Genomic DNA, 21561 nt, shown 5'->3' with positions numbered 1-21561 from the left:
AGATAATTGCGCAGGAAAAATTGATAATAACAAGGCAGAAATTGAAGTAACTAGTTATTCTAATTATAAAATTTCTGCCTTGTTATTAGCAGTTTTAACCAGCAAGAATGATCAGGTATTTGTCTAGATTGGTATTACTAATACTCTATAAGATAAAAAAAACCATTATCATCGCAGTGAAAGCAGATGATAATGGGCTTTTATTCGGCAGAGGCTAATTAAGCAGAAGTCGATTAAGCTGAAGCCATTGCGCCTTTACCGACACCTTCGTAAGCAACGACCTCAAGCGATTCATCACTCAATGATTGCTTCACTTCATTAGCAATATACGATGCCAATAACTCGACAGTGGTATCGGTATCAATAATTTCAGTTTCTGATTTCGCTATTGCGAGTTCGAATTCACCTTGCGGCGCAGTATAACGAAACCCAAAATAACCATCGTCGGTAATAGATGTAGCGTGTTCGCTAAGGTTTAATTCAGCCACAGAAATCATGTCTTCTTTCGTGCCTAAATAAATATCTTCCCAACGATTTGCCCATTGCTGTTCAAGTTCAGTACGGCGAGCGCCATCAACAAACAGTTCAACGGGAGAGCGATGGCCATGAGCAATACGCTGGCAGTTGCCGTCATGCTTTTTTAAACCATGACTGTAATGATAAAAAGGACCATCAATCTTTTCATGACGTAAAGTAAGCTCTAACCCTTCAACGTTATCAGGCAAGTTACCTTTAAGTACGTTATGCAGGTAAGCCGTCACAGATTCAATCGTTACTTTTTCTGCATCAATAAAGCAGTATGCTTCTTCAGGGCTATGTAAGTGAATACATTTATCACCACGCAGTAAATCTACCGTCGCATAACCTGATTTAGTGGTCGATGTCCGAATTGCAGTATTGTTGCTTGGCACAATCAAACGATGATCGACATGCTCATCAACCAAGAACTTAATTTGCTTTTTCACACGACTGAAATCAAGCAGCATACTCATTTCATTCAGTTCGCCCGACATCACCACATCAAGAATCCAACTTTCACCGACCATTCCACGCTCGTCACACAAGTATGAGGCGTCAATAACCGTAAGATCTCTGACAAATAGCTTCAAAATGAAGTCCTTATTGATAATGATTGTCGTTTATGAGGAGGGCATTATACGCGGCTGAAAGGCTGAGTAAACCGTGGTGTTATGAACACGCACTTATTAAGGCTAAATGCGTGTTACTTAAACAAAGTGGATATACCCAATATACTATTAGAAGCGGTAATTAGCCCCCAAATACGCTGAAGACAATGTACTTTGCGTTGACTGAAACTTATAGGTGTTACCACCGCTTGTCGCAGACCATTCTTTAGAGTCATCAGGCAAAACCGTATGGCGAAGCCCTAGCTCAATGGTAAATTGTTCACTGGCACGCCAAGCAACACCTGCTTGTAAACCAAAGACAAGCCCAGAGTCTTTATAACCACTAGAAAGTTCGGAATCAGATTTCGTTTTACCATAACCAAAATGTAATCCGATGAAAGGGTTTACGCTTTTATCTGTACGAAAAACACGATCAGCATTCAGTAAATGCAAGCTCGTTTTCGTCGAGTAAGATAAGGCAGAGCTAAATTGTGTGTCTGCCGAATGCTGCTCATAGCTGTAATATATACGGCTGCCACCACTAGCGCTGTATCGGCCTATAGACAAACCACCAAAGCCACTTGCATCAGGGCTTGAAGCTTCTTGAGAATCGCTGCCTAATGTCGCAATATCGGTTCCATTTAACTTACTTTTACCGGCGTTAATGCCGACAAAATAACGTGGCGAATCATCAAACCGAGGCATTGTTGCAGCTTTCGTTGTTGTATCACTCTGTACTTCCGTTGTACTTGCAACGTCAACACTATTTACCGATTCAACATCATTCGATGTATATGCCATACACGTTGAAGAAAACATGACGGGAATTAAAGCGGTAGTGATGACGGATGCGATCGTAGTTATTTTCATTCTTTAAGCCTGTATTATATAGATTCAAGCAGTTACATATCGAACGTCGTTTAATTTTATCGTAAAAAAATCATTCATACAGTGATTAAATTTAATTAAAATGTATGAAAACAATAATAATTGCACATTTTTGGCAAATTTTAATAACCCCAATCACTGTTCATCCATTCTTTCCAGTGAACCTAATCTCTTAACCATGCTAATGCTTCGAGTGGATCGTCAAAATATCTAACTTCACCCGATACAAACCAACTGCCAATTTTTGACATCACTTCTTGCCAATGCTGGTTACCGTATAAAGCCACTTTATCGAATTTCTTGCCATGCTTTAATCCAATTTTTAGATCATCCCACGCGGCTTGTAACTGCCAACCATCGAATTCAGTTCCATCGATATAAACATTCACAATAGGCACTGTTACACCTTCCAACGCTTCATCAATGATCGGGGTAATTTTTTCGTAATCAGCATGCGTTAACGTACCGATTGCTTTTATTTCCATAAAGAAGTTATTACGATCACGATCAATTTCAATGGTTAATCCGTGTAGAGCGCTCATCTTACCTCCTAAAAAACAAAAGTATTACCGCTAAGTTCATCAATAAAGTGTAGTTCGTCATTTCTACAATATTGATTTAGAGGAATAAATAGTGCTAAGGAAGCCAATCTTTGTTGCATAAAAAGATATAGATGAAATTTTACAGCTCGCTTAATGGCGAGCTGTTTGCCATTCCAGCTGAACAGCACCAGTAAAACATGCCGAACGACACTGACCGCACCCAAAACACAGTTCTTCATTTATAACGGGTAACTGCCGAGAAGAAACAGAGATCGCCAACTGTGGGCAAGCATCAGCACAGATTAGGCATTCGCCAGACAAGCGATTATTACATCCTTTCGAGAATGATGGACGTAAACCAATATCATTGTTTATTGATGATAATGCACCAGTCGAACAGGCTTTTTGGCATGCACCGCATTGTGTGCAGTGATTGTAATCTAGATTAAGCTGAGGCCGCCCATCAACCATTTCAATCACTTGCTGCGCACATGCCGTTTCACAGTAATTGCATGATTGGCATAACTGTAAAAACACACCTTCTTCTACAGCACCTGGTGGACGAGGAACAGAACGTTTTACCGATATTTCATCTGGCACCTGAACCGCTTTATTCGCACCAGAGAATAATCCTCTTAATAAGCCTCGTCGGCTTACGGAGTAATGCTCTAGACACGCCCGATAATATTTTTCGTTACGCTCGGCCATCAGAAATATAATTTATACGTTTGAGGTGTTACCTTCAATTCAACCTGAACCGCGCTTAACCACTCTTCAGTTATCTCAGCCAGTACTTTATACACATCTGTCTGACCGTGTTTCTGTACCAATGCAAGGTAATGATATGCCCACGGCAAAAGGTGTTCGGCCAACAAAGCAGTCACGATCGTTACATCGTCACATTGATCAATAATATTGGCTAAGGCTAATAGGGTTAATCCAAATTGATCTTCCGGTTCTCGCATACCTGTATCTAACAGCATATTGTGACTAGCTAAAAAGTGTCGCAAACGTAACGTAGAATCACCAAAGATCACTTGTTCACGATCTAAATAAACCGATCCCCATGGTGGCGCAGGCATTATTTCACAACCTTCAAACAATAATTGAAAATCAGCTCGTAGCGCTTCTTCATTTGTACTTTCTACTGCAGAAATAAATGCAGAAAAAGCGGTTTCATTTACGTCATCACTATTTTTAATCGCGTCTAAATATTGAATATTATTTTCATGCGCCAATGGGAAATAAAAGAAGCTGCCTAATAACTTTGCAACAATTGCGATGTTTTCCATAATTCCTCATTATTTGGACTAGATACATTTTGAGTCTACCCCAAGAACATTATAAGAAAATTGTTTTAACGCAATTTTGAATATTATTAATAACTGAATAAGAATGATTAGCAATACGTAAATGCTTGTAAAGCATCAACTTCTCTTAATAACCGTGATCTTAATCAGAGATTATACAAATATAAATACAGCCCGTTTCTCTCCCTCGTTTTTATTGATGCAAGACATAGTAAAGAGGCAACAAAACAGAAAGTATGGCTAATATAGCTCTACCACTTAAAGAGTAGAACTTAAATCATAACCGTTATTTATTAATCATATAAAAAACAATTGTGTCAGCAATAACACAGAGAATGTCGTGCTATGAAAATAAAACTGAAAGAGCTACTAGCACCTAAATTATCTCGTCGTAACTTTGTGAAAACAGGTTCCGTCTTAGGCAGTTTAGCCGCCGTAGCCAGCAGTGTTACCCTTCCATTCAAATCAAATTCCGCTTTCGCTGCAACGCCAACCGCACCAACGGAAGACAAAGTTGTATGGAGTGCTTGTACCGTAAACTGTGGCAGCCGCTGCCCATTACGTATGCATGTATCTGATGGCGAAATAAAGTGGGTTGAAACCGATAACACAGGTAATGACGAATACGGTCATCACCAAGTACGTGCTTGCTTACGTGGTCGTTCAATGCGTCGCCGCGTATATAACCCTGATCGCTTGAAATATCCAATGAAACGCGTAGGCAAGCGTGGTGAAGGTAAATTCAAACGCATTAGTTGGGATGAAGCTTTCAGTGAGATCGCAGCTTCTATTACCACTATTCGTAAAGACTACGGCAATGAAGCAATTTACTTGAATTACGGTACTGGTACTCTAGGCGGTACAGTAACCAAATCATGGCCTCCTGGCGGTAGTTTAATTGCTCGCTTGATGAACCTAAACGGTGGCTACTTAAACCATTATGGTGATTACTCAACGGCACAAATTGCCGTAGGTCTGAACTACACTTACGGTGGTTTTGCGGCAAATAACTCCCCTTCTGATTTAGAAAATACCAAGCTAATCGTACAGTTTGGTAATAACCCAGCAGAAACGCGTATGTCTGGTGGTGGTGTTATTCACCACTTCATGGAAGGCAAAGAAAAATCTAATGCTCGCATGATCGTAATCGATCCTCGCTATACCGATACCGCCGGTGGACGTGAAGATCAGTGGATCCCTATTCGTCCTGGTACAGATACTGCGTTTATTGCGGCAATGGCACATGTAATGATCAAAGAAGACTTGGTTGATCAAGCTTTCCTTGATAAATACTGTGTCGGTTATGATGGAAAAACATTACCAGCTTCAGCCCCTGCAAACAGCGATTATAAGTCTTATATTTTAGGGTTAGGCAATGATGAAGTAGAGAAAACCCCTGAGTGGGCTTCATCAATTACGGGAATTCCTGCAGACATTATTATCAAAGCAGCTCGCGAAATAGGCTCAACTAAGCCTTGTGCCATTATTCAAGGCTGGGGACTACAACGTACCGCTAATGGCGAAATTGCATCTCGTGCGATTGCAATGCTGGCCTTATTAACCGGTAATGTTGGCCTTAACGGTGGTGGTACAGGAGCACGCGAAAGCAGCTCTAGTATTCCTTTTGTTCGCTTCCCTACATTACAGAACCCAATTGAAGTATCTATCCCAATGTTCTTGTGGACTGATGCTATTTTCCGAGGTCCTGAAATGACAGCAACGGCCGATGGTATTCGCGGCAAAGAAAAACTTGATGTGCCTATTAAGTTCATCTGGAATTATGCTGGTAACTGTTTGATTAATCAGCATGCTGATATCAACCGTACTCATGACATTCTTCAAGATGAAAAAGCCTGTGAAATGATTGTGGTAATAGATAACCACATGACGTCATCTGCTAAATATGCCGATATCGTACTACCTGATTTAACCACCTCTGAGCAATCCGATTTCTGTATGGATGCATCAGCAGGCAACATGCCGTATTTCATCTTTGCATCACAAGCGATTAAACCACAATTTGAAGCAAAGAGTATTTACGATATCTGTACTGGTTTGGCACAGAAATTAGGGGTTGAAGAAACCTTTACTGAAGGTCGCGATCAAGAAGGTTGGTTACGTCACTTATACCAACTAACTCGCGAACAAGATCCATCGCTACCAACGTTCGAAGCCATGCGTGAGCAAGGTATTTATAAGCGATTTGTGAAAGAGCATTTTGTCGCTTATAAAGATTTCCGTGAAAACCCTAAAGCGAATCCGCTAAGAACACCCTCAGGTAAAATTGAAATTTACTCAGAACGCTTGGCTAGCATAGGTCAAACATGGGAATTGGATGCAGATGAAACAATCCATCCATTACCGGTTTACACACCTAATTTCGAAGGATGGGAAGCCTCTAAACAAGGTAACTACCCGCTTCAATTAACAGGTTTCCATTATAAGTCACGTACTCACTCGACGTACGGTAACGTTGATATATTAAAAGATGCCGCCAAGCAAGAGATGTGGTTGAACCCTCTTGATGCCCAAACGCGTGGGATAAAAAATGGTGATCTGATTCGTATCTTCAACGACCGTGGTGAAGTGCACATCAACGCAAAAGTCACACCACGAATGATGCCTGGTGTTGTCGCGTTAGGTGAAGGTGCTTGGTACGCCCCTGATGGACAACGTATCGATCACAGTGGCTGTATTAACGTACTGACCACTCAGCGCCCTAGCCCATTAGCAAAAGGCAACCCACAGCATACAAACTTAGTCGACGTGCAACTTGTGAAGAAGGCATAAGGGTTAAATAATGAAACAATACGGCTTTTATATCGATTCAAGCAAATGCACTGGCTGTAAAACATGTCAGCTATCTTGCAAAGATAACAAAGACTTAGACATCGGCGTGAACTACCGCCGCATCTATGAATACGCAGGCGGCAACTGGATTAAAGATGGTGATACCTTCCGTCAGGATGTGTACTCATACTACCTTTCAATCGCTTGTAACCATTGTGACGAACCTGCTTGTACCAAAGTATGCCCAAGTGGCGCTATGCACAAACGTGAAGACGGCTTCGTGATTGTCGATGAAGATGTTTGCATCGGCTGTAAATACTGTGAAATGGCCTGCCCATACGGCGCACCTCAGTACAATGAAGAAAAAGGTCACATGACCAAGTGTGACGGCTGTTACGAACGTGTTGGTCAAGGGCTAGAGCCAATCTGTGTTGGGTCTTGTCCACTGCGGGCACTGGAGTTTGGTCCGATAGCGGAATTGCGTGAAAAATACGGTACAAATGCAGATGTTGCTCCTTTACCGTCATCACTAACAACAAAACCAAACATTGTCATTAAGCTGAACCGAAATGCGCGTCCGACGGATGATCAAACCGGTCACTTGGCAAATCCGAAGGAGGTATAACATGGCTTGGCATGAATGGCCGTTGATTCTATTCACGGTATTAGCACAAACCGCAGTGGGTGCATTCTTACTGCTTGGCTGCATTATCTTGGCAGGCAAACTGTGTATCGGTGAAAGTGACCGCTTACATAAAAACATGTTTTTCATTTGGGTCTTAATGGGCCTAGGTTTCATGGCATCTACCGTGCACCTTGGCAGCCCATTACGCGCGATGAATGCTTTGAACCAAGTGGGCAGTTCATGGCTGTCTAATGAGATCTTCACGGGCAGCTTGTTCTTTGCTGCGGGTGGTTTCTATTGGCTACTGGAAGTACTCGACAAAGGCGCAGAGTCGTTACGTAAAGCTTTATTGGTGATTGCTATGATCATTGGTGTGAGCTTCATGTACTCGATGATCAAAGTGTACCTTATCGACACAGTGCCAACATGGGACACCGTCTACACGCCAATGGCATTTATCTTAACAACCATTATTTCTGGTCTGATTTTCGGTCACATGCTACTGACTGCTTCTGATCATAAGATGGCAGCCTTAGATAATGCACTACCGTTATTTGGTGCGATCGCGGTTGCCGTCAGTGTGATTGCAACTGTTAGCCAAATGATTTCACTGGGTGACATTAATACTGCCATCGTATCAGCGTCTGATTTGATCCCTGACATGATGCAGTTACAAATCTTACGTGTGGGACTTTTACTAGCAGCCCTTGGCGTCTGGTTTGTACCTCGCTTGATGGTAAGCCGTCCAGGTGTACCTGTGATGCTACTTAGCTTCATCTTGGTATTCTCGTCAGAATTAGTGAGCCGTGGCATGTTCTACGGTCTGCACATGACGGTTGGTATGTAATAATATTATTTGAAACATAAAAGGGAAGTCGCACTGACTTCCCTTTTCTTTTACTGCGACCTTAGCTTATACCAAATCCATTAATTATCTGACCATAATCGCATTCGATGCACTTGTACGGAGTAATGACAATACCACTGCCAACGATGCCCCTATCACAAGTACAACTCCTAAGTTTTGTACCATACCAGCCACTGCTAACAGACCACCCAGCATCAAGTAATAACCTAAACCAAATAATGCCCCCGCCGTACCAGCAACCGTTTTGTAATCGGCTAATGCATGCGCCAAAATATTCGGAATTGCGACGCCAAAACCCATGACCACCAGCATCATTGGCAATAAGAATATCGGGTAGCCTAACCACAGCTGAGATTGCGTTACAAAAACACCAACACTGCCGATTAAGGCTGTGCCACTTGCCAGCTTCACCAAAGAATACGCCGACAAACCTCGTGCCAATAACCGCTTATTCAGCATACTGCCCAGTAACGATCCCAGTGCCAACGCAATACCGCTGTAGCCAAAAGCTTCAGACGACAAACTAAGATGTGAAAACAAAAACGGGGCTAATCCGTAATAACCAAACAACATCAGGTTGAATAACGCCACCAAACCCGCACTGCGCCATAACGCACCGTCACGAATCATCTTACGGGCAATTACCCCCACCGAAACTGACTGCACAACCTCAGGACGAGTTTCGGGTAAGCAAACCGTAGAGATACTCCATAACACAAATGCCAACGCCATTACCGCAACAAATACGCCGACATAACCCCAAGTGCTTGCCAGCACACTACCACTCATTAAGCCGACCACAGGACTAATGGCAATACCCATGCCCATTAGTGAGAACACTTTGCCCAGTTCAGAACCTTGATAGCTATCACGCAGCATGGTCTGTGTGACCACCGACCCTACAGCGGCACCAAACGCAGAGACAATGCGTGCAATCAATACAACATCAAACGAGGTCGCTACAACCGCCAATCCGGCGCCAACCCCATAGGTCAATAAACCCGCTAACATCGCTCGTCGTCGGCCGATTACATCTGACATGCGTCCCCAGAAGACCACACCAAAGGCAAACGCAATAAAATAGACCGATAAGGTTTGTGCAGCCGTCTGAAAAGAGACATTAAATGCCTCTGCAATGTGTGGCAACACAGGGCTGTAAATGGTTTCCACTATTTGCGGAAACATCATTAACGCCACCACTAACCACGTACTCGGTTTTCTGTTCATGTTCAATTTCTCATCAGTGTTTCAATGAGAGGTACTTTACCGAGTTAAGCGCCTACCCATTACAAACATAAAGACAATAAATATCAAAATAAGGACAATTCGATATTACGCAGTAACCGGTGTCATTTCGGCTTTCAAATCTTTCTTCAAGATTTTACCTGTGGCACTCATCGGCAACTGCTGACGAATTTCAACACTACGCGGGTACTTAAAGGCGGCAAACTGTACTTTCCCCCACTCGTGCAAGTCGTCGCTTCATATTGAGTAGTGCGGTTTAAGTCGCGCTATATCTTTATAATCAGTCCACTTATAAGCTGTTTAAATATATGATGACTAAAGAACACCATTAAGCGAATAGAACCACCAAAGACACTATCGAACAATCAGATACAAAAAAGCCAGCGCATTACTGCACTGGCTTTTCTACACATCGTTAACAAATCATCTAAATGATTCGCTTCGATAACAAGCTAATCAATTACAATACAATACCAGCAAAAATCAGTCCGAAGATGATACTAAATACCATGCTTAGTAAGCCCGGCATCATAAAGCTATGGTTGAAAATATACTTACCGATTTTGGTAGTGCCAGTACGGTCGAAATCAATCGACGCGATAATAGGACCATAGTTTGGAATGAAGAAATAACCGTTCACAGCCACGAAAGTTGCAATGATTACTGTCGGTGGTAGACCCAAGGTAATTGCCACAGGTACTAATACAGCTGTTGTTGCGCCTTGGCTGTTAACCATTACAGATAAGCCAAACAACGCAAACGCGAATGTCCACGGTGCCACTTCCACTAAGCCTGATACGGCTTCTTTTACCATCTCACCGTGTCCTGCAATGAAGGTGTCGCCCAGCCATGCGATACCAAAAATCGCGACAATCGCACGCATACCAGCATGGAACACCGAACCTTGCGTGATCGCATAGCCATCAGGCTTACAGATTAAGATAATCAACGCCGCAACCGACAACATCACAATTTCAATGGTGTGCGCCATTCCCATAGGGTGACCATCGAAGCTTGGACGCAAGAACGGGAAGGCCCCCATCACCACCACAATCAATGAGCCGAATAAGAACAAAGATACGGCTTTTTTTGCTTCTGGTTGAATGACTAAATCTTCAACCTTTACCTCTTTTTCCATTTCTTCACGGAATGCAGGATCTTGCAAGCGACGCTGATATTCTGGATCGTCTTTCAGCTCTTTACCTAGCTTATTCACGATCACACACGCTGCAGCCAAGCCCAGCATCGTTGATGGAATCGTCACCAATAATACGTCAGCCAGTGTAATACCTTGCGGCTCCAAGAATGCCACAAGTGCTACCACAGCAGCCGCAATCGGGCTAGCAACAATAGCAAATTGTGAAGCGATAACCGCCATACCCATAGGGCGCTCAGGGCGAATACCACTACGGCGACTCACTTCCGCGATAACAGGCAATACTGAATAAGCTACGTGACCAGTACCCGCCATCATCGTGAAAAAGTAAGTGACAATCGGCGCAATAAAAGTGATGTGACGAGGGTTTTTACGCAGAATATTAGAAGCAATTTTGATTAAAAAATCCAAACCGCCCGCCGCTTGCATTGAAGCCGCAGCAGCCACAACTGCCATGATCATCAACATTACATCGATTGGTGGGCTGGTTGGTTGCATACCAAACACAAAACTCAGTATGGCCAAACCCACACCGCCCATGACACCTAACCCGATACCACCAATCCGTGCACCAATTAAGATACAAACCAGTACAATTAAAAATTCAACAACAAACACATCAATCTCCCTGATGACTACGTTTAAAATAAATTCAAGTGGCACATGATATTGATTTCATAAACGTAATTATCAGCTATTCATCACACAAAACAAAAGAGACCATCTTTTATAAGTGGTTAATTTTGCTGTTATTATTTAACTGTTATCAAGCGGTGATGAAAGTACGTATACACTGTAAATAAATCTGACAATTTAATTACAACTTGATCATTTCCGTGATTGCGGGCAGTAATGACAGCAGAGTCATGCAGCCTAAGCTGACATTAAAAGCACGCTGCTTCAAAGAGGTATTTAAGTATTGATTGATCCAACGCCCGACTCCCGCCCAGCAGGTATTTGCAAACAGCCCAAAGACAGTGAACACCACCACGATATTGAATACAGATAACCAATAATGGCTTGGCAAACTGTAACTGGTTACTAGTGCTAATGAGCCCATCCATGCTTTTACATTACCCAACTGGAATAGCATTGCCTGTTTCATTGATAACGGCTTTCCCGCACTTCTACTTTTACCTATCGCATTAAAGCACATCAATTTCACCACCAGCCAGAGCATATAACCCAGCCCTAGAAACTGTAAAACACGGTAAAGCTCTGGGTGCTGTTTAAGGGCTAATGCGACCCCACCGGCGCATAACAGCACCAGACCAATAACACCAATACGGATTCCAACCAAATGACGTAGCGACTGACGTATACCAAATTGAGCACCAGAGCTTGCCAATAGAAAGTTATTGGGCCCCGGTGTCATCGCCGTTACAAAAGCAAACACACTCATCGCAGGCAATAAATCCCATACCGTACTCATCTTCATTCCTTCATGCTTAGCCGTTTAATATAACGAGCGTAACGAAAGACTGTGCGATTCACCTATTGTTCATGCGTCACCATAACAATTCTTCTATTTCTTTCTTATTAAGCCTTATCTATCCTATATTCAGTATTTAAATGTACCCCTATCGAAGGTAACAATGTTCATTCCTGATATCTCTAACCGTACTGGTCCTAAATTTATTGCACTGGCTGATGCGTTAACTGAAGCTATCGAAAGCAACGAATTAGCAATAAACACTAAATTGCCGCCACAGCGTATATTGTCATATCGCCTTGGAGTAACAGTCGGTACGGTAACCCGCGCCTATCAGGAATTAGAACGAAGGGGGCTGATTGAGCCAAAGGTAGGTAGTGGTACATACGTAAAAGATAGGCAATCTGAGCAACAAACCTTTTATCACCCTGTAACCTCACAGGAAGGTATTGATCTCGCTATTTGCCGCCCACTGTTACTAAGCCAACAACAGCATCTTTCAACTATTCTGCAAGACTTATCTCACGAGCCCACCGCACAAAAAGCCGTGCTCGATTATTACAGTGCAGAAGGGTTGCATGGGCATAACAGAACCTTGCAGCATTGGCTAAACGATCGGCTAAACGTTGATATTGATAATCGCCGCTTGATTTGGACTTATGGCGGTCAGCATAGCCTAGCCATTATTTTACAGTCGCTTTCTCGCCCCAAAGACACCATTCTGGTTGAAGGCTTATGCTATGCAGAATTTATCAATGCTTGCCAGCAGGCAGAACGTAAATTAGTGCCTGTACAGTTGGATGAGGCAGGTATTGTTCCAGAAGATTTAGATCTACACTGCAAACGTCACAAACCACGACTCCTCTATTTAACCCCAGCAATTCAAAACCCAACAGGCACACAAATTAACGATAGTCGTCGCCTAAAAATCATTGAGATTTGCCGTCGGTATAACGTTTTAATTATTGAAGATGATGTGCTGTATTGCCCACCTAGTCACCGAAAAACACCGTTGGTTGCAATAGCTCCCGATATCACTATTTATGTCGGTAGTTTCTCGAAATATTTTGCCGGAGGGTTACGGGTCGGCTATCTCATCATGCCGCTAACACTAAAAGATACCTTGCAGCGAACATTACGCGCCAATTGCATGCACATTAGCCCATTAATGATCGATCTCGTTTGTCGCTGGCTAACCAATGGAGCAATGGAAGCCGTTGATAAAGAAATCGCACTTGAGCTCAGCGCACGACATCGGCTATTCAATCAGTACTTCCCATCACAGAATAATGCGGTTATTCCCGGGTTTAACTGTTGGATACCCTTACCAGAGCCATTAACGGGTTATGGCTTTAGCAAGCAACTACGTAATAAAGGGATTCATGTTCGCGAAGCAGAAATGTTTGCAGTGGGTCGCTACCCTGTACCAGCGGCAATACGTATATCGCTAACGGGTCCTTCGAGTCGTAGCCAACTCAAAACAGGTTTAGTAATCATTAAAGAACAAATATCCCTAGTAATGCCCAATAGCTATCGGATTGCCTAGCCGTATAAAATGACCACAAAGCTTTAGTTGGCAACAAAGCCCTACAAAAGGGAGCGCGTTTCACAAATATTAAAATATTCCAAGGGGGCGTAGAGTCAAGGAGGAGCTTTATCAGCGCTAATACATAGAAAATACATATGCACATACACGTGCACATTAGTTAACTCTATGGATTAATTTAATATGAAAAATAAATTATTAGCAGTTTGTTGCATGCTAACACCTAGTTTATCTTTTGCTTCGATTCCTGAACCGTATGTTGTTAATTATGGTTTAGCCAGTACTGTTATTGAAATACTTGACGACGACCTGATACACATCTCTTTTCGTCATCACAGCAACACTATCGGTGAATCGACAATAAAAAATACTGCCATGGTATTTAAGAAAGATTACTCAGGACCAAAGGTCTATAACCCCAACGATAATGGCTTCAACACGAAAGAGCTGAGCGTTAGTGTAGACAGCAACAACGGTTGCATCTCCATTAACGAACTAAATCAAAACAATAAGCAGAGTGCCACTATTTGTCCCGCAATCTATGATAACACTTGGAATGGCGCTTCCGTTCACAATCTCGGTATGCATTCAGTATACGGTTTGGGTCAAACCTTTGCCTCTATTGATCTGAATAACGGCGGTCAGGTCAACGGTGAATGGTTAGAAGCCGGAGGGTTCAGTACACCGGATGACCGAGGCAACACCTTTAGTAGCGTGACGTACAGCGACGGAGCCTATGCTGGTGCCACAACGCCACGCTTGCAGTTCCCTGTGCTGTATGCCGTTGGCACCAACATCAGCTATGCATTGTTTCTTGATTCCAAATTCAAAAATGATTTCAACCTTTCCCGTGAATGGTGGGAAATCCGCAACAAAAATGCAGCCGAAACTAACCTCTACTATATGAGCGGAGCGGATCTTCCCGATTTGCGCAGCGATTTCATGGAACTGGTAGGCCGTCCACCCGTATTGCCAAAAAAGGCATTGGGGATGTGGGTATCCGAATTTTCTTACGATAATTGGGCTGAGCTGGACGATACCATCAAAACCTTACGTCAAAAAAATTTCCCTCTCGACGGAGCCCTTTTGGATGTAGCTTGGTTTGGTTTCAAACACGCCTGGCAAAATAACAGTGATGCTAATCCTATGGGTGACTTGTCTTTTGATGAACAAGCTTTTCCCGATCCTGCTAGTAAAGTAGCCAGTTTGAAAAAAGACGACATCGGGCTAATCACCATCGAAGAATCATACGTATCCAAACAAGGTAACTATGGTGGCACCAACTACGATGGTATGGCCGCTCACGACGGTTTTGCCAAAAACTGCGGCACTAGCGATGCTACCGAATTTAATAATTGGTTTGGCATCAGCGGCATGATCGACTGGTCGAACAATGCGGCAGCTGCTTGGTGGCACGACAATGTGCGCAAACCTAACATCATCGATTTGGGTATTTTTGGCCACTGGACCGACTTAGGTGAACCAGAAGATTTTCGCCCAAGCTCCTGTTATGCCAACGGTAACCACGCCGACTACAATAATATCCACAACCTGCTGTGGAGCAAGTCGATCTATGACGGCTACGTGCGTAACCATACCGAAAACCCACAGCGACCTTACTCCATTGCTCGTGCAGGTACGGTGGGCTCTCAACGCTATGGCGTTGGTTTATGGTCTGGTGATATCGGTGGTCGTCTCGATCACATGAACATGCACTATAATGCAGCTATGCAAATGTCCTTCGCTGGCATTGACTACTACAGTTCGGATATTGGTGGGTTTTGGCGTAAATTCGACGATAAAGGAAATAAAGACACAGCTATTGAGCCAGGAACTGGCTACAGCGAAAATGAAATGTACAGTCTCTGGTTTGCCAATGCGGCTTGGCTAGATATTCCGTTGCGACCTCACGGTAATAACTGCGGAATGCCCGGAGCTACAGGGAACGACTGCATTATAACTGAAACATCTCCGGCGCTGATAGGTAACATCGTGGGTAACCTGAGCAATTTACGACAGCGTTACGAGCTGATCCCTTACTACTATTCTCTGGCCCATCGAGCCTATAAATATGGAGAGCCCGTAATCGCGCCAATGCCTTTTTATTATCAGGATGATCAAACGCTGAGCGGTAAAGCAGATCAAAAGATGATAGGGAAAGATATCCTAGTCGCTAGCCTGACCACCCAGTTTAAAGCAACCCGCGACGTCTATCTGCCTACTGGGTCTTGGTACAACTACCACACCCTAGAGAAATACGATACCGTAAATGGTATAACCTTGCCAAATGTGAACCTGTGGATCCCTTCAGAAAACCGCAATCGCGTACCGACTTATGTTCGTGCTGGAGCCATAATTCCAATGATGTATGTCGACGCACAAACCAAGGATGTATTTGGTCACCGCAAAGACGGTTCCCGTCATGATGAGTTGATCGTTAAAGTCTTCCCGTCAGACAAAGCCAGTAACTTCACCTTATATGAAGATGACGGTACTACAGTTGACTCTTACGACACCAACAGCGTACCGCATTACCTGGTACGCGAAACCTTGATCAACCAAACGCCGATCAGCAACGGGGTCCAAATTACCATCGACGCCGCGCATGGCAACTTTGCCGGAGCACTCAGTAGTCGTAACAACGAAGTACGTTATCTGATCAATTCTGACGACAGCGCCACTGTCACCCTAAATGGCTCACCACTCACTAGCTTGGCGAATCGTATTGCATTGGAAGCCGATGGAGCAAAAGGCTGGATTAAAGAAGGGAGCGTCATTTCGATACGAACAGGAGTCGAATCAGTGGAAAATATCAAGACCATCGAGATCACAACTGCGCAGTGTCAACACAACTGCGGTTTTGCATCGAACCAACCCAGCCTTGCTGTCCGTGGTACCAATAATAACTGGGCTAGTACAAAGATGACTCTAATCGCAGACTATACTTGGCAAGTTGAAGTTAGCTTTGGTGCTAGCAGTAACGAACAGTTCAAGTTCGATGTTTTCGGAGACTGGAGAAAAAACTTTGGAGATAACGGCTCAGACGGTAGTTTTGAACTTAACGGGGCTGACATAGATATCCGAGAGGGGGAAGGTACATATCGCATTACGTTGTTTGACAATAGCAACTCCTATACAGTAACCAAAATCTAGATCCTTTAGTTAAATGACCTCCGGCAAAGCCGGAGGCTTATTAGATGACGTCATCTAATAAGCTAAAGTAAACACCTAATCGTATCAAAAGACCGCATAGTTATAGTGGTAAACCTTCCATTCAATCGTGCATATATTTTCGTTTATAATTTGCAGCCATTGCAAAAAACGGAATTGTCACGACAGGTATAGCTAAACCGACGGCAAATATTAATTCTTCATTAACCAATAACTGATAACAACTGATGCAAAAAATAGCCGCGACTATCGCTAAAAATGACAGGTGCATCCAAGGGTGGTTAGATGAAAATCGGGCGTAATATCTGTCCATTTAAATGCCTTTCATACCTTGTGCGGTTAACTTTAATACTTAAACTTAGCGGCAGTTTACAGAAAACCTTAACTCAAAAATGAGAATTGTCTCAAAATAAACCATAAGACACGGGATTTCTCATAAGCAGAAAATAGAAATGGTACGCAATATAATGCACATTACTGTTGCACCTTAGAGTGACAGGAAACCCCAATAATTATCTAAAATACTCACACATCAACGTGATAATCTAATGTTTGCTAGGGAATACTAAAAATAACATACCGCAACATCACATTAACATAACTCTGTCCTTACCCCTCTCTGTTTGCTTCGTTATGATAATAAGCATAATAAAAATATTACGCACATACTTAGTATTATTGGTACATGAATATAGCTGTGTACCAGCTCTATATCGACATAAAAAATAGGGAAAAACCATTATGTTGTCTGTTTTTGATATTTATAAAATTGGTGTTGGTCCATCCAGCTCCCACACTAATGGTCCTATGATCGCGGGATTTGAGTTCTGCCAAAAAATTCTGCCTAAGCTAGAAAACGTTCATACAGTACGGGTTGATTTATACGGTTCTTTATCGTTAACAGGAAAAGGGCACCATACCGATCGCGCCGTGTTTCTTGGTCTAATGGGTAATAAACCCGATACTATCGATATTGAAGTTGCCAACCTAACAATGCTTAACGCGCATAAAAATAATACGTTACCTTTAGCAAGCCAGAAAACAGTCCCATTTACTGTTGAGGAAGATATTGTATTTCATACCACCAACCTTCCTTTACACGAAAATGGCATGATGATTACTGCAGTCGATAAAGAAGGAAATGAGTTAGATAGCGAAACCTATTACTCAATAGGTGGTGGGTTCATAGCCACCGCTGCAGAAATGCAAAATAAAGGGGCGGCTGTCGAAACTACCGTTGCCTACCCTTTCAAATCTGCTGACGATATTCTACTTATGGCTGAACGTGACGGATTAAGTATTGGTCGCTTGGTTCAAGACAACGAAATAACCTTTAGAAGCCAAGACGAATTTGATGAAAGAGCCAAGAAAATTTGGCACATTATGTCCGACTGTATGGAAAGAGGCTTCCACAAAGAAGGTATTCTAGAGGGCGGATTGCATGTTACTCGCCGGGCGCCCGCCCTTTTAAAGCAATTAGAATCTAATCAGCATATTGATAATGATCCTATGACTATATTAGATTGGGTGAACTTATTCGCCTTTTCAGTAAGTGAAGAAAATGCCGCAGGCGGGCAAGTTGTTACTTCGCCAACAAACGGCGCTGCAGGTGTTATTCCTGCCGTATTGATGTACTACAACAAATTCATTAACCCCTTAGAGACCGAACAAATAAAAGATTTCTTAGCCGTATCAGCGGCTATTGGCATGTTATATAAAATGAATGCCTCCATTTCAGGTGCTGAAGTGGGCTGCCAAGGTGAAATTGGCGTGTCGTCGTCAATGGCCGCAGCGGGTCTAACGGCAATACGGGGGGGAAGTAATGAACAAATTTGCATGGCCGCTGAAATTGCCATGGAACACTCTTTAGGTATGACGTGCGATCCCATTGGTGGACTTGTACAAATCCCCTGTATCGAACGTAATGCAATGGGCGCGATGAAGGCTATTAATGCTTCACGTATGGCACTAAAACGAAACAGTAAATCACGTATTTCTCTAGATAAAGTGATCGATACTATGTATCAAACTGGTAAAGACATGAACAGAAAATACCGTGAAACTTCACTGGGTGGGCTAGCTGTTATCCACCTTGCTCCGCCTTGTGAATAAACAAAAGTAAGCGTAAACAAAAAGAAGGAGCGTTATGCTCCTTCTTTTTCTAATCAACCTTCATGTATTACCTTCATGCCTTAAAAATACCTCAGCCTAAATTCAACGTGTGCTTAAACCATGCCGCTATATCTTGTATCTGCTCTAGGCATACATTGTGCTCCATTGGATAAGTGCGCCAGCTGGGATTAAAATTCGCCGAATTCAATGCAGCTAAAGCCTCTTTGCCCATTGATGGTAGCACCACAGGATCATGGCTACCGTGCATAACTTCAATCGGTAACTCACGATTAGCATCACTAAATTCGATGGAGTCTGAGGTTGGGAAATACGTTGATAATGCTAATAAGCCTGCCAACTTATCTGGATAACTCAATGCTGCTTGATAAGCAACTGCACCACCTTGAGAGAAACCTGCAATAATAATACGATCGCTGGCAATACCACGAGCACGTTCGCGCTCAATTAACTCGACCACTTGATTAGCCGAATCTAACAACTGTTGAACGTTTAGCTTGCGCCCAGCGCCCATTTCTAAAATATCATACCAAGCAGGCATCACCATGCCACCGTTGATCGTAACGGCAATAGACGGCGAGTGCGGGAAAATAAACCGCACAGGTGCATCTTGTGGAAGTTTTAATTCAGGTAAAATTGATTCAAAATCATGACCATTTGATCCTAAGCCATGAAGCCAGATAACAGCAGCGGTCGCTGTTACTTGTGGTTCTACTTCCACGCAATTAAGAATTGTCATTCGTCCATTTTCATTTTATTTGAAGATACCTAACCATACACTGAAATGTTGAAACATGACCAGAATTGGATTCGATTACTCCTGCATCTTGGTTAAGTTAAGAGCTTAAGAGAAATTAAAGGATTTATTCAAGGTAACACTATAGTTTCCAAGCCAATATTCGTGCAATCTAGAGCCTTATACCAAATACGTAATTTAAACGCTATTTCAGCACGAGGAACACAATATGGCTATCGCACATAGCGACATGGAAGAGGCGTTAAAAACGTTGGAGTGCCGCACAAACTTCAAGGTTAAAAAGATAACAGAATACATGTTACCTAGTTTAAAAGAGCCATTTTATCTTTGTACCGATAATCACAACCCACAACTTATTATTCGTCCTGCATTTGAAGTTTTCGCTAATGAATTATCAGGTTTAGATGGGGTATCTGCTAAATATTCGTATTATCACAATGCAGACATGACACGTTTTCCAACACGAATTAACACAGGTCGAACTGAAGTTCACTATGGCCTTGCATTCGAATTCGAACACACTAAAGCCGTAAAAACCTTTATTGAAACGTTAATAAATATCGCTAAAGGTAGCTAAGCCGCATTGTCTTTAGTGCATTTCATTTTTTTGCATCTGCCGTGTTTGATTCATCGTACGTGAACCGGCAGTACCATAAGTATTAATATCAAACCGGTTGGGTGAATAGCCCAACGTTTTACGGTAGCGTTTTTCTAATTGCGCCAAATCAATACTGTAGTTTTGCTTTAGCAATTTAAGCACCGCATTAATGTCTTTTTGCGGTGCGTGCTGCTGCCTGAGATAAAAGTAGAGATTTTCTGCCCGTTGTTGATTCATTATTCCCCCTAAGATAACAACTTAATGCGTATGAGGAACTGAAGAGAGGTTAATAATGGCAATACCAATGCCAATCACGACCATCCCCAGCCATACTTTGGCATCTAGATGCTGTTTATAAATAATATTCGACATCAGCGTGACTAACACTATTGCGAGCCCAGCCCAAGACGCATGAACAACACCAACAGGTAAATTCTTCATTGCTTGGCCTAAAAATAAAAATGCGGTCAGGTGACCAAGAATTACAATGGCGCTAGGTAACGGGTTAGTAAAACCGTTTGTTGCTTTTAATGCTACATGCGATGTCGCTTCTGCAAGTACGCCCAATAATAAAAATACCCAACCCATGCTTTGCCTCGTTGTCTTGCTGATGTTGAAGAAGAGAGCACAGTATATTTATTTCCTCACAAATGATAATTACAGTAAATTACAAATTACTTTTACCTGGTGGTAATAATTTAATATAAGAAACTTACACCATCGTATTCACCTCATGATGCAAGCCTCACACCCCGCTATCTCGCCTTTAGTGCGGGTCCGACCATACTATGAAGTACATTGTTCTTTTTTTTATAATGATGATGTAAAGCAGCTGATGCATGAACAGCGACTAATAGTGCCAACATTGCACAGCTAACTCTATGCATTATAAAGAAAAAGGCATTAACCTCTGGATCGCTAATCAAATTATCGATAGGTATTAACCAGAACAGATCATACCCAGTCTTTAGCATCAGAAAGCCGCTTACAAACACAATAAACATCAGTATATACAGTAAAGAATGAGCTACATGAGCAATTTTAGTCTGCAGTGAACCGCTAGGTTGAATACCGCTAATTGTCGGACGTAAGAAGCTCCAAATAAAACGAATAATAAAAAGAGCTGATCCCACTGTTGCCAGTGACATATTCAACACCGACAAAAAGTTAAAGATATGAGGGGAGGAATCGATGACGAGGTGCATGATATAGCCAGCACACATTGCATATATAATGACTGTAGCCATAATCCAGTGAAGTACTCGGGTCAAAATATCATAATGGGTTCTCATAATACTATTAGCCTTGAGTTTAGACGTTTAACATAATTAGGACGTAGACAAGCAAGGAAACCAGCCCCATGACGAGGCTGGTGA

21 protein-coding genes are annotated in these 21561 nt (G+C 42.6%); 7 read left to right on the top strand and 14 right to left on the bottom strand.

The window, feature by feature from the left end; translation table 11 throughout:
• Positions 1 to 233 precede the first annotated feature (233 nt).
• From C9J47_RS02805 to C9J47_RS02785, 5 genes are all read right to left on the bottom strand, one after another.
• Positions 234 to 1109, bottom strand: coding sequence for a 6-carboxytetrahydropterin synthase (locus C9J47_RS02805; protein WP_107252147.1), 876 nt, complete (start codon positions 1107 to 1109; stop codon positions 234 to 236).
• Between the two features lie 147 nt (positions 1110 to 1256).
• Positions 1257 to 1997, bottom strand: coding sequence for a porin family protein (locus C9J47_RS02800; RefSeq protein ID WP_107252146.1), 741 nt, complete (start codon positions 1995 to 1997; stop codon positions 1257 to 1259).
• A gap of 182 nt (positions 1998 to 2179) precedes the next feature.
• Positions 2180 to 2557 (bottom strand): SpoIIAA family protein, encoded by a 378-nt coding sequence (locus C9J47_RS02795; protein ID WP_107252145.1) that lies wholly within the window; start codon positions 2555 to 2557, stop codon positions 2180 to 2182.
• Between the two features lie 150 nt (positions 2558 to 2707).
• Entirely contained in the window at positions 2708 to 3265 is a 558-nt protein-coding gene (locus C9J47_RS02790; RefSeq protein ID WP_107252144.1) for a ferredoxin-type protein NapF, read from the bottom strand.
• Positions 3265 to 3849: a molecular chaperone TorD family protein gene (locus tag C9J47_RS02785; protein WP_107252143.1), complete on the bottom strand. Its 585-nt coding sequence runs from the start codon at positions 3847 to 3849 to the stop codon at positions 3265 to 3267. Before C9J47_RS02785 ends, C9J47_RS02790 begins: the two co-directional genes overlap by 1 nt.
• Before the next feature lie 363 nt (positions 3850 to 4212).
• On the opposite strand from C9J47_RS02785, the gene C9J47_RS02780 reads away from it, so the two are divergent.
• The 3 genes from C9J47_RS02780 to C9J47_RS02770 are packed head-to-tail and all read left to right on the top strand — an operon-like array spanning position 4213 to position 8129.
• Positions 4213 to 6657 carry a DmsA/YnfE/YnfF family dimethyl sulfoxide reductase gene (locus tag C9J47_RS02780; protein ID WP_170107417.1) on the top strand — a complete coding sequence of 815 codons (2445 nt, stop codon included), beginning with the start codon at positions 4213 to 4215 and terminating at the stop codon, positions 6655 to 6657.
• Positions 6658 to 6667: 10 nt separating this feature from the next.
• Complete coding sequence (locus tag C9J47_RS02775) at positions 6668 to 7282, top strand: DMSO/selenate family reductase complex B subunit (RefSeq protein ID WP_006230520.1); 615 nt, start codon at positions 6668 to 6670, stop codon at positions 7280 to 7282.
• Position 7283: 1 nt separating this feature from the next.
• On the top strand, positions 7284 to 8129 hold the full coding sequence (locus C9J47_RS02770; RefSeq protein ID WP_006230521.1) for a dimethyl sulfoxide reductase anchor subunit family protein: 846 nt from the start codon (positions 7284 to 7286) through the stop codon (positions 8127 to 8129).
• A gap of 84 nt (positions 8130 to 8213) precedes the next feature.
• Here C9J47_RS02770 and C9J47_RS02765 read toward each other — a convergent pair whose 3' ends face one another.
• The 4 genes from C9J47_RS02765 to C9J47_RS02755 all read right to left on the bottom strand — a co-directional run bounded on the left by C9J47_RS02765 (position 8214) and on the right by C9J47_RS02755 (position 11983).
• On the bottom strand, positions 8214 to 9377 hold the full coding sequence (locus C9J47_RS02765) for a multidrug effflux MFS transporter (protein WP_107252141.1): 1164 nt from the start codon (positions 9375 to 9377) through the stop codon (positions 8214 to 8216).
• A gap of 105 nt (positions 9378 to 9482) precedes the next feature.
• Positions 9483 to 9623 (bottom strand): hypothetical protein, encoded by a 141-nt coding sequence (locus C9J47_RS26910; protein WP_170107416.1) that lies wholly within the window; start codon positions 9621 to 9623, stop codon positions 9483 to 9485.
• Positions 9624 to 9855: 232 nt separating this feature from the next.
• The gene (locus C9J47_RS02760) at positions 9856 to 11169 is read right to left on the bottom strand and encodes an anaerobic C4-dicarboxylate transporter family protein (protein WP_107252140.1); all 1314 of its coding nucleotides are present in this window, start codon (positions 11167 to 11169) and stop codon (positions 9856 to 9858) included.
• Positions 11170 to 11368: 199 nt separating this feature from the next.
• On the bottom strand, positions 11369 to 11983 hold the full coding sequence (locus C9J47_RS02755; protein ID WP_107252139.1) for a LysE family translocator: 615 nt from the start codon (positions 11981 to 11983) through the stop codon (positions 11369 to 11371).
• A 163-nt stretch (positions 11984 to 12146) separates the two neighbouring features.
• Between C9J47_RS02755 and C9J47_RS02750 the strand changes: the two genes are divergently transcribed.
• Positions 12147 to 13529 carry an aminotransferase-like domain-containing protein gene (locus C9J47_RS02750; protein ID WP_107252138.1) on the top strand — a complete coding sequence of 461 codons (1383 nt, stop codon included), beginning with the start codon at positions 12147 to 12149 and terminating at the stop codon, positions 13527 to 13529.
• A 183-nt stretch (positions 13530 to 13712) separates the two neighbouring features.
• Positions 13713 to 16682: a TIM-barrel domain-containing protein gene (locus C9J47_RS02745; RefSeq protein WP_107252137.1), complete on the top strand. Its 2970-nt coding sequence runs from the start codon at positions 13713 to 13715 to the stop codon at positions 16680 to 16682.
• Between the two features lie 121 nt (positions 16683 to 16803).
• Here C9J47_RS02745 and C9J47_RS02740 read toward each other — a convergent pair whose 3' ends face one another.
• A complete protein-coding gene (locus C9J47_RS02740) occupies positions 16804 to 17013 on the bottom strand; it encodes a hypothetical protein (protein ID WP_107252136.1) in 210 nt (69 codons plus the stop codon).
• A gap of 428 nt (positions 17014 to 17441) precedes the next feature.
• Here C9J47_RS02740 and C9J47_RS02735 point away from each other — a divergent pair, with 428 nt between their 5' ends.
• Positions 17442 to 18812, top strand: coding sequence for an L-serine ammonia-lyase (locus tag C9J47_RS02735; RefSeq protein ID WP_107252135.1), 1371 nt, complete (start codon positions 17442 to 17444; stop codon positions 18810 to 18812).
• 91 nt (positions 18813 to 18903) lie between these two features.
• On the opposite strand, the gene C9J47_RS02730 is transcribed toward C9J47_RS02735, so the two are convergent.
• Positions 18904 to 19569, bottom strand: coding sequence for an alpha/beta hydrolase (locus C9J47_RS02730; RefSeq protein WP_107252134.1), 666 nt, complete (start codon positions 19567 to 19569; stop codon positions 18904 to 18906).
• Between the two features lie 226 nt (positions 19570 to 19795).
• Between C9J47_RS02730 and C9J47_RS02725 the strand changes: the two genes are divergently transcribed.
• On the top strand, positions 19796 to 20164 hold the full coding sequence (locus C9J47_RS02725; protein WP_107252133.1) for a hypothetical protein: 369 nt from the start codon (positions 19796 to 19798) through the stop codon (positions 20162 to 20164).
• A 12-nt stretch (positions 20165 to 20176) separates the two neighbouring features.
• On the opposite strand, the gene C9J47_RS02720 is transcribed toward C9J47_RS02725, so the two are convergent.
• From C9J47_RS02720 to C9J47_RS02710, 3 genes are all read right to left on the bottom strand, one after another.
• Positions 20177 to 20422, bottom strand: a complete 246-nt coding sequence (locus C9J47_RS02720) for a hypothetical protein (RefSeq protein WP_006230542.1) — start codon at positions 20420 to 20422, stop codon at positions 20177 to 20179.
• A 21-nt stretch (positions 20423 to 20443) separates the two neighbouring features.
• The gene (locus C9J47_RS02715; RefSeq protein ID WP_107252132.1) at positions 20444 to 20773 is read right to left on the bottom strand and encodes a DMT family transporter; all 330 of its coding nucleotides are present in this window, start codon (positions 20771 to 20773) and stop codon (positions 20444 to 20446) included.
• Positions 20774 to 20940: 167 nt separating this feature from the next.
• Positions 20941 to 21477: a cytochrome b gene (locus C9J47_RS02710; RefSeq protein ID WP_107252131.1), complete on the bottom strand. Its 537-nt coding sequence runs from the start codon at positions 21475 to 21477 to the stop codon at positions 20941 to 20943.
• Positions 21478 to 21561 lie beyond the last annotated feature (84 nt).

It is taken from the genome of Photobacterium indicum, assembly GCF_003026215.1.
GTDB classification, from domain to species: Bacteria; Pseudomonadota; Gammaproteobacteria; order Enterobacterales; family Vibrionaceae; genus Photobacterium; species Photobacterium indicum.
The sequence above is the reverse complement of the archived record's forward strand: the minus strand, read 5'-3'. Positions and strand labels throughout refer to the sequence as shown.

Excerpts from the sequence above, each read along its gene's own strand:
- C9J47_RS02790 (WP_107252144.1), bottom strand. The coding sequence starts at position 3,265 with ATGGCCGAGCGTAACGAAAAATATTATCGGGCGTGTCTAGAGCATTAC.
- C9J47_RS02745 (WP_107252137.1), top strand. The coding sequence starts at position 13,713 with ATGAAAAATAAATTATTAGCAGTTTGTTGCATGCTAACACCTAGTTTA.
- C9J47_RS02730 (WP_107252134.1), bottom strand. The coding sequence starts at position 19,569 with ATGACAATTCTTAATTGCGTGGAAGTAGAACCACAAGTAACAGCGACC.
- C9J47_RS02780 (WP_170107417.1), top strand. The coding sequence starts at position 4,213 with ATGAAAATAAAACTGAAAGAGCTACTAGCACCTAAATTATCTCGTCGT.
- C9J47_RS02800 (WP_107252146.1), bottom strand. The coding sequence starts at position 1,997 with ATGAAAATAACTACGATCGCATCCGTCATCACTACCGCTTTAATTCCC.
- C9J47_RS02755 (WP_107252139.1), bottom strand. The coding sequence starts at position 11,983 with ATGAGTACGGTATGGGATTTATTGCCTGCGATGAGTGTGTTTGCTTTT.
- C9J47_RS02710 (WP_107252131.1), bottom strand. The coding sequence starts at position 21,477 with ATGAGAACCCATTATGATATTTTGACCCGAGTACTTCACTGGATTATG.
- C9J47_RS02725 (WP_107252133.1), top strand. The coding sequence starts at position 19,796 with ATGGCTATCGCACATAGCGACATGGAAGAGGCGTTAAAAACGTTGGAG.
- C9J47_RS02770 (WP_006230521.1), top strand. The coding sequence starts at position 7,284 with ATGGCTTGGCATGAATGGCCGTTGATTCTATTCACGGTATTAGCACAA.
- C9J47_RS02750 (WP_107252138.1), top strand. The coding sequence starts at position 12,147 with ATGTTCATTCCTGATATCTCTAACCGTACTGGTCCTAAATTTATTGCA.
- C9J47_RS02735 (WP_107252135.1), top strand. The coding sequence starts at position 17,442 with ATGTTGTCTGTTTTTGATATTTATAAAATTGGTGTTGGTCCATCCAGC.
- C9J47_RS02740 (WP_107252136.1), bottom strand. The coding sequence starts at position 17,013 with ATGGACAGATATTACGCCCGATTTTCATCTAACCACCCTTGGATGCAC.
- C9J47_RS02715 (WP_107252132.1), bottom strand. The coding sequence starts at position 20,773 with ATGGGTTGGGTATTTTTATTATTGGGCGTACTTGCAGAAGCGACATCG.
- C9J47_RS02775 (WP_006230520.1), top strand. The coding sequence starts at position 6,668 with ATGAAACAATACGGCTTTTATATCGATTCAAGCAAATGCACTGGCTGT.
- C9J47_RS02765 (WP_107252141.1), bottom strand. The coding sequence starts at position 9,377 with ATGAACAGAAAACCGAGTACGTGGTTAGTGGTGGCGTTAATGATGTTT.
- C9J47_RS02720 (WP_006230542.1), bottom strand. The coding sequence starts at position 20,422 with ATGAATCAACAACGGGCAGAAAATCTCTACTTTTATCTCAGGCAGCAG.
- C9J47_RS02785 (WP_107252143.1), bottom strand. The coding sequence starts at position 3,849 with ATGGAAAACATCGCAATTGTTGCAAAGTTATTAGGCAGCTTCTTTTAT.
- C9J47_RS02795 (WP_107252145.1), bottom strand. The coding sequence starts at position 2,557 with ATGAGCGCTCTACACGGATTAACCATTGAAATTGATCGTGATCGTAAT.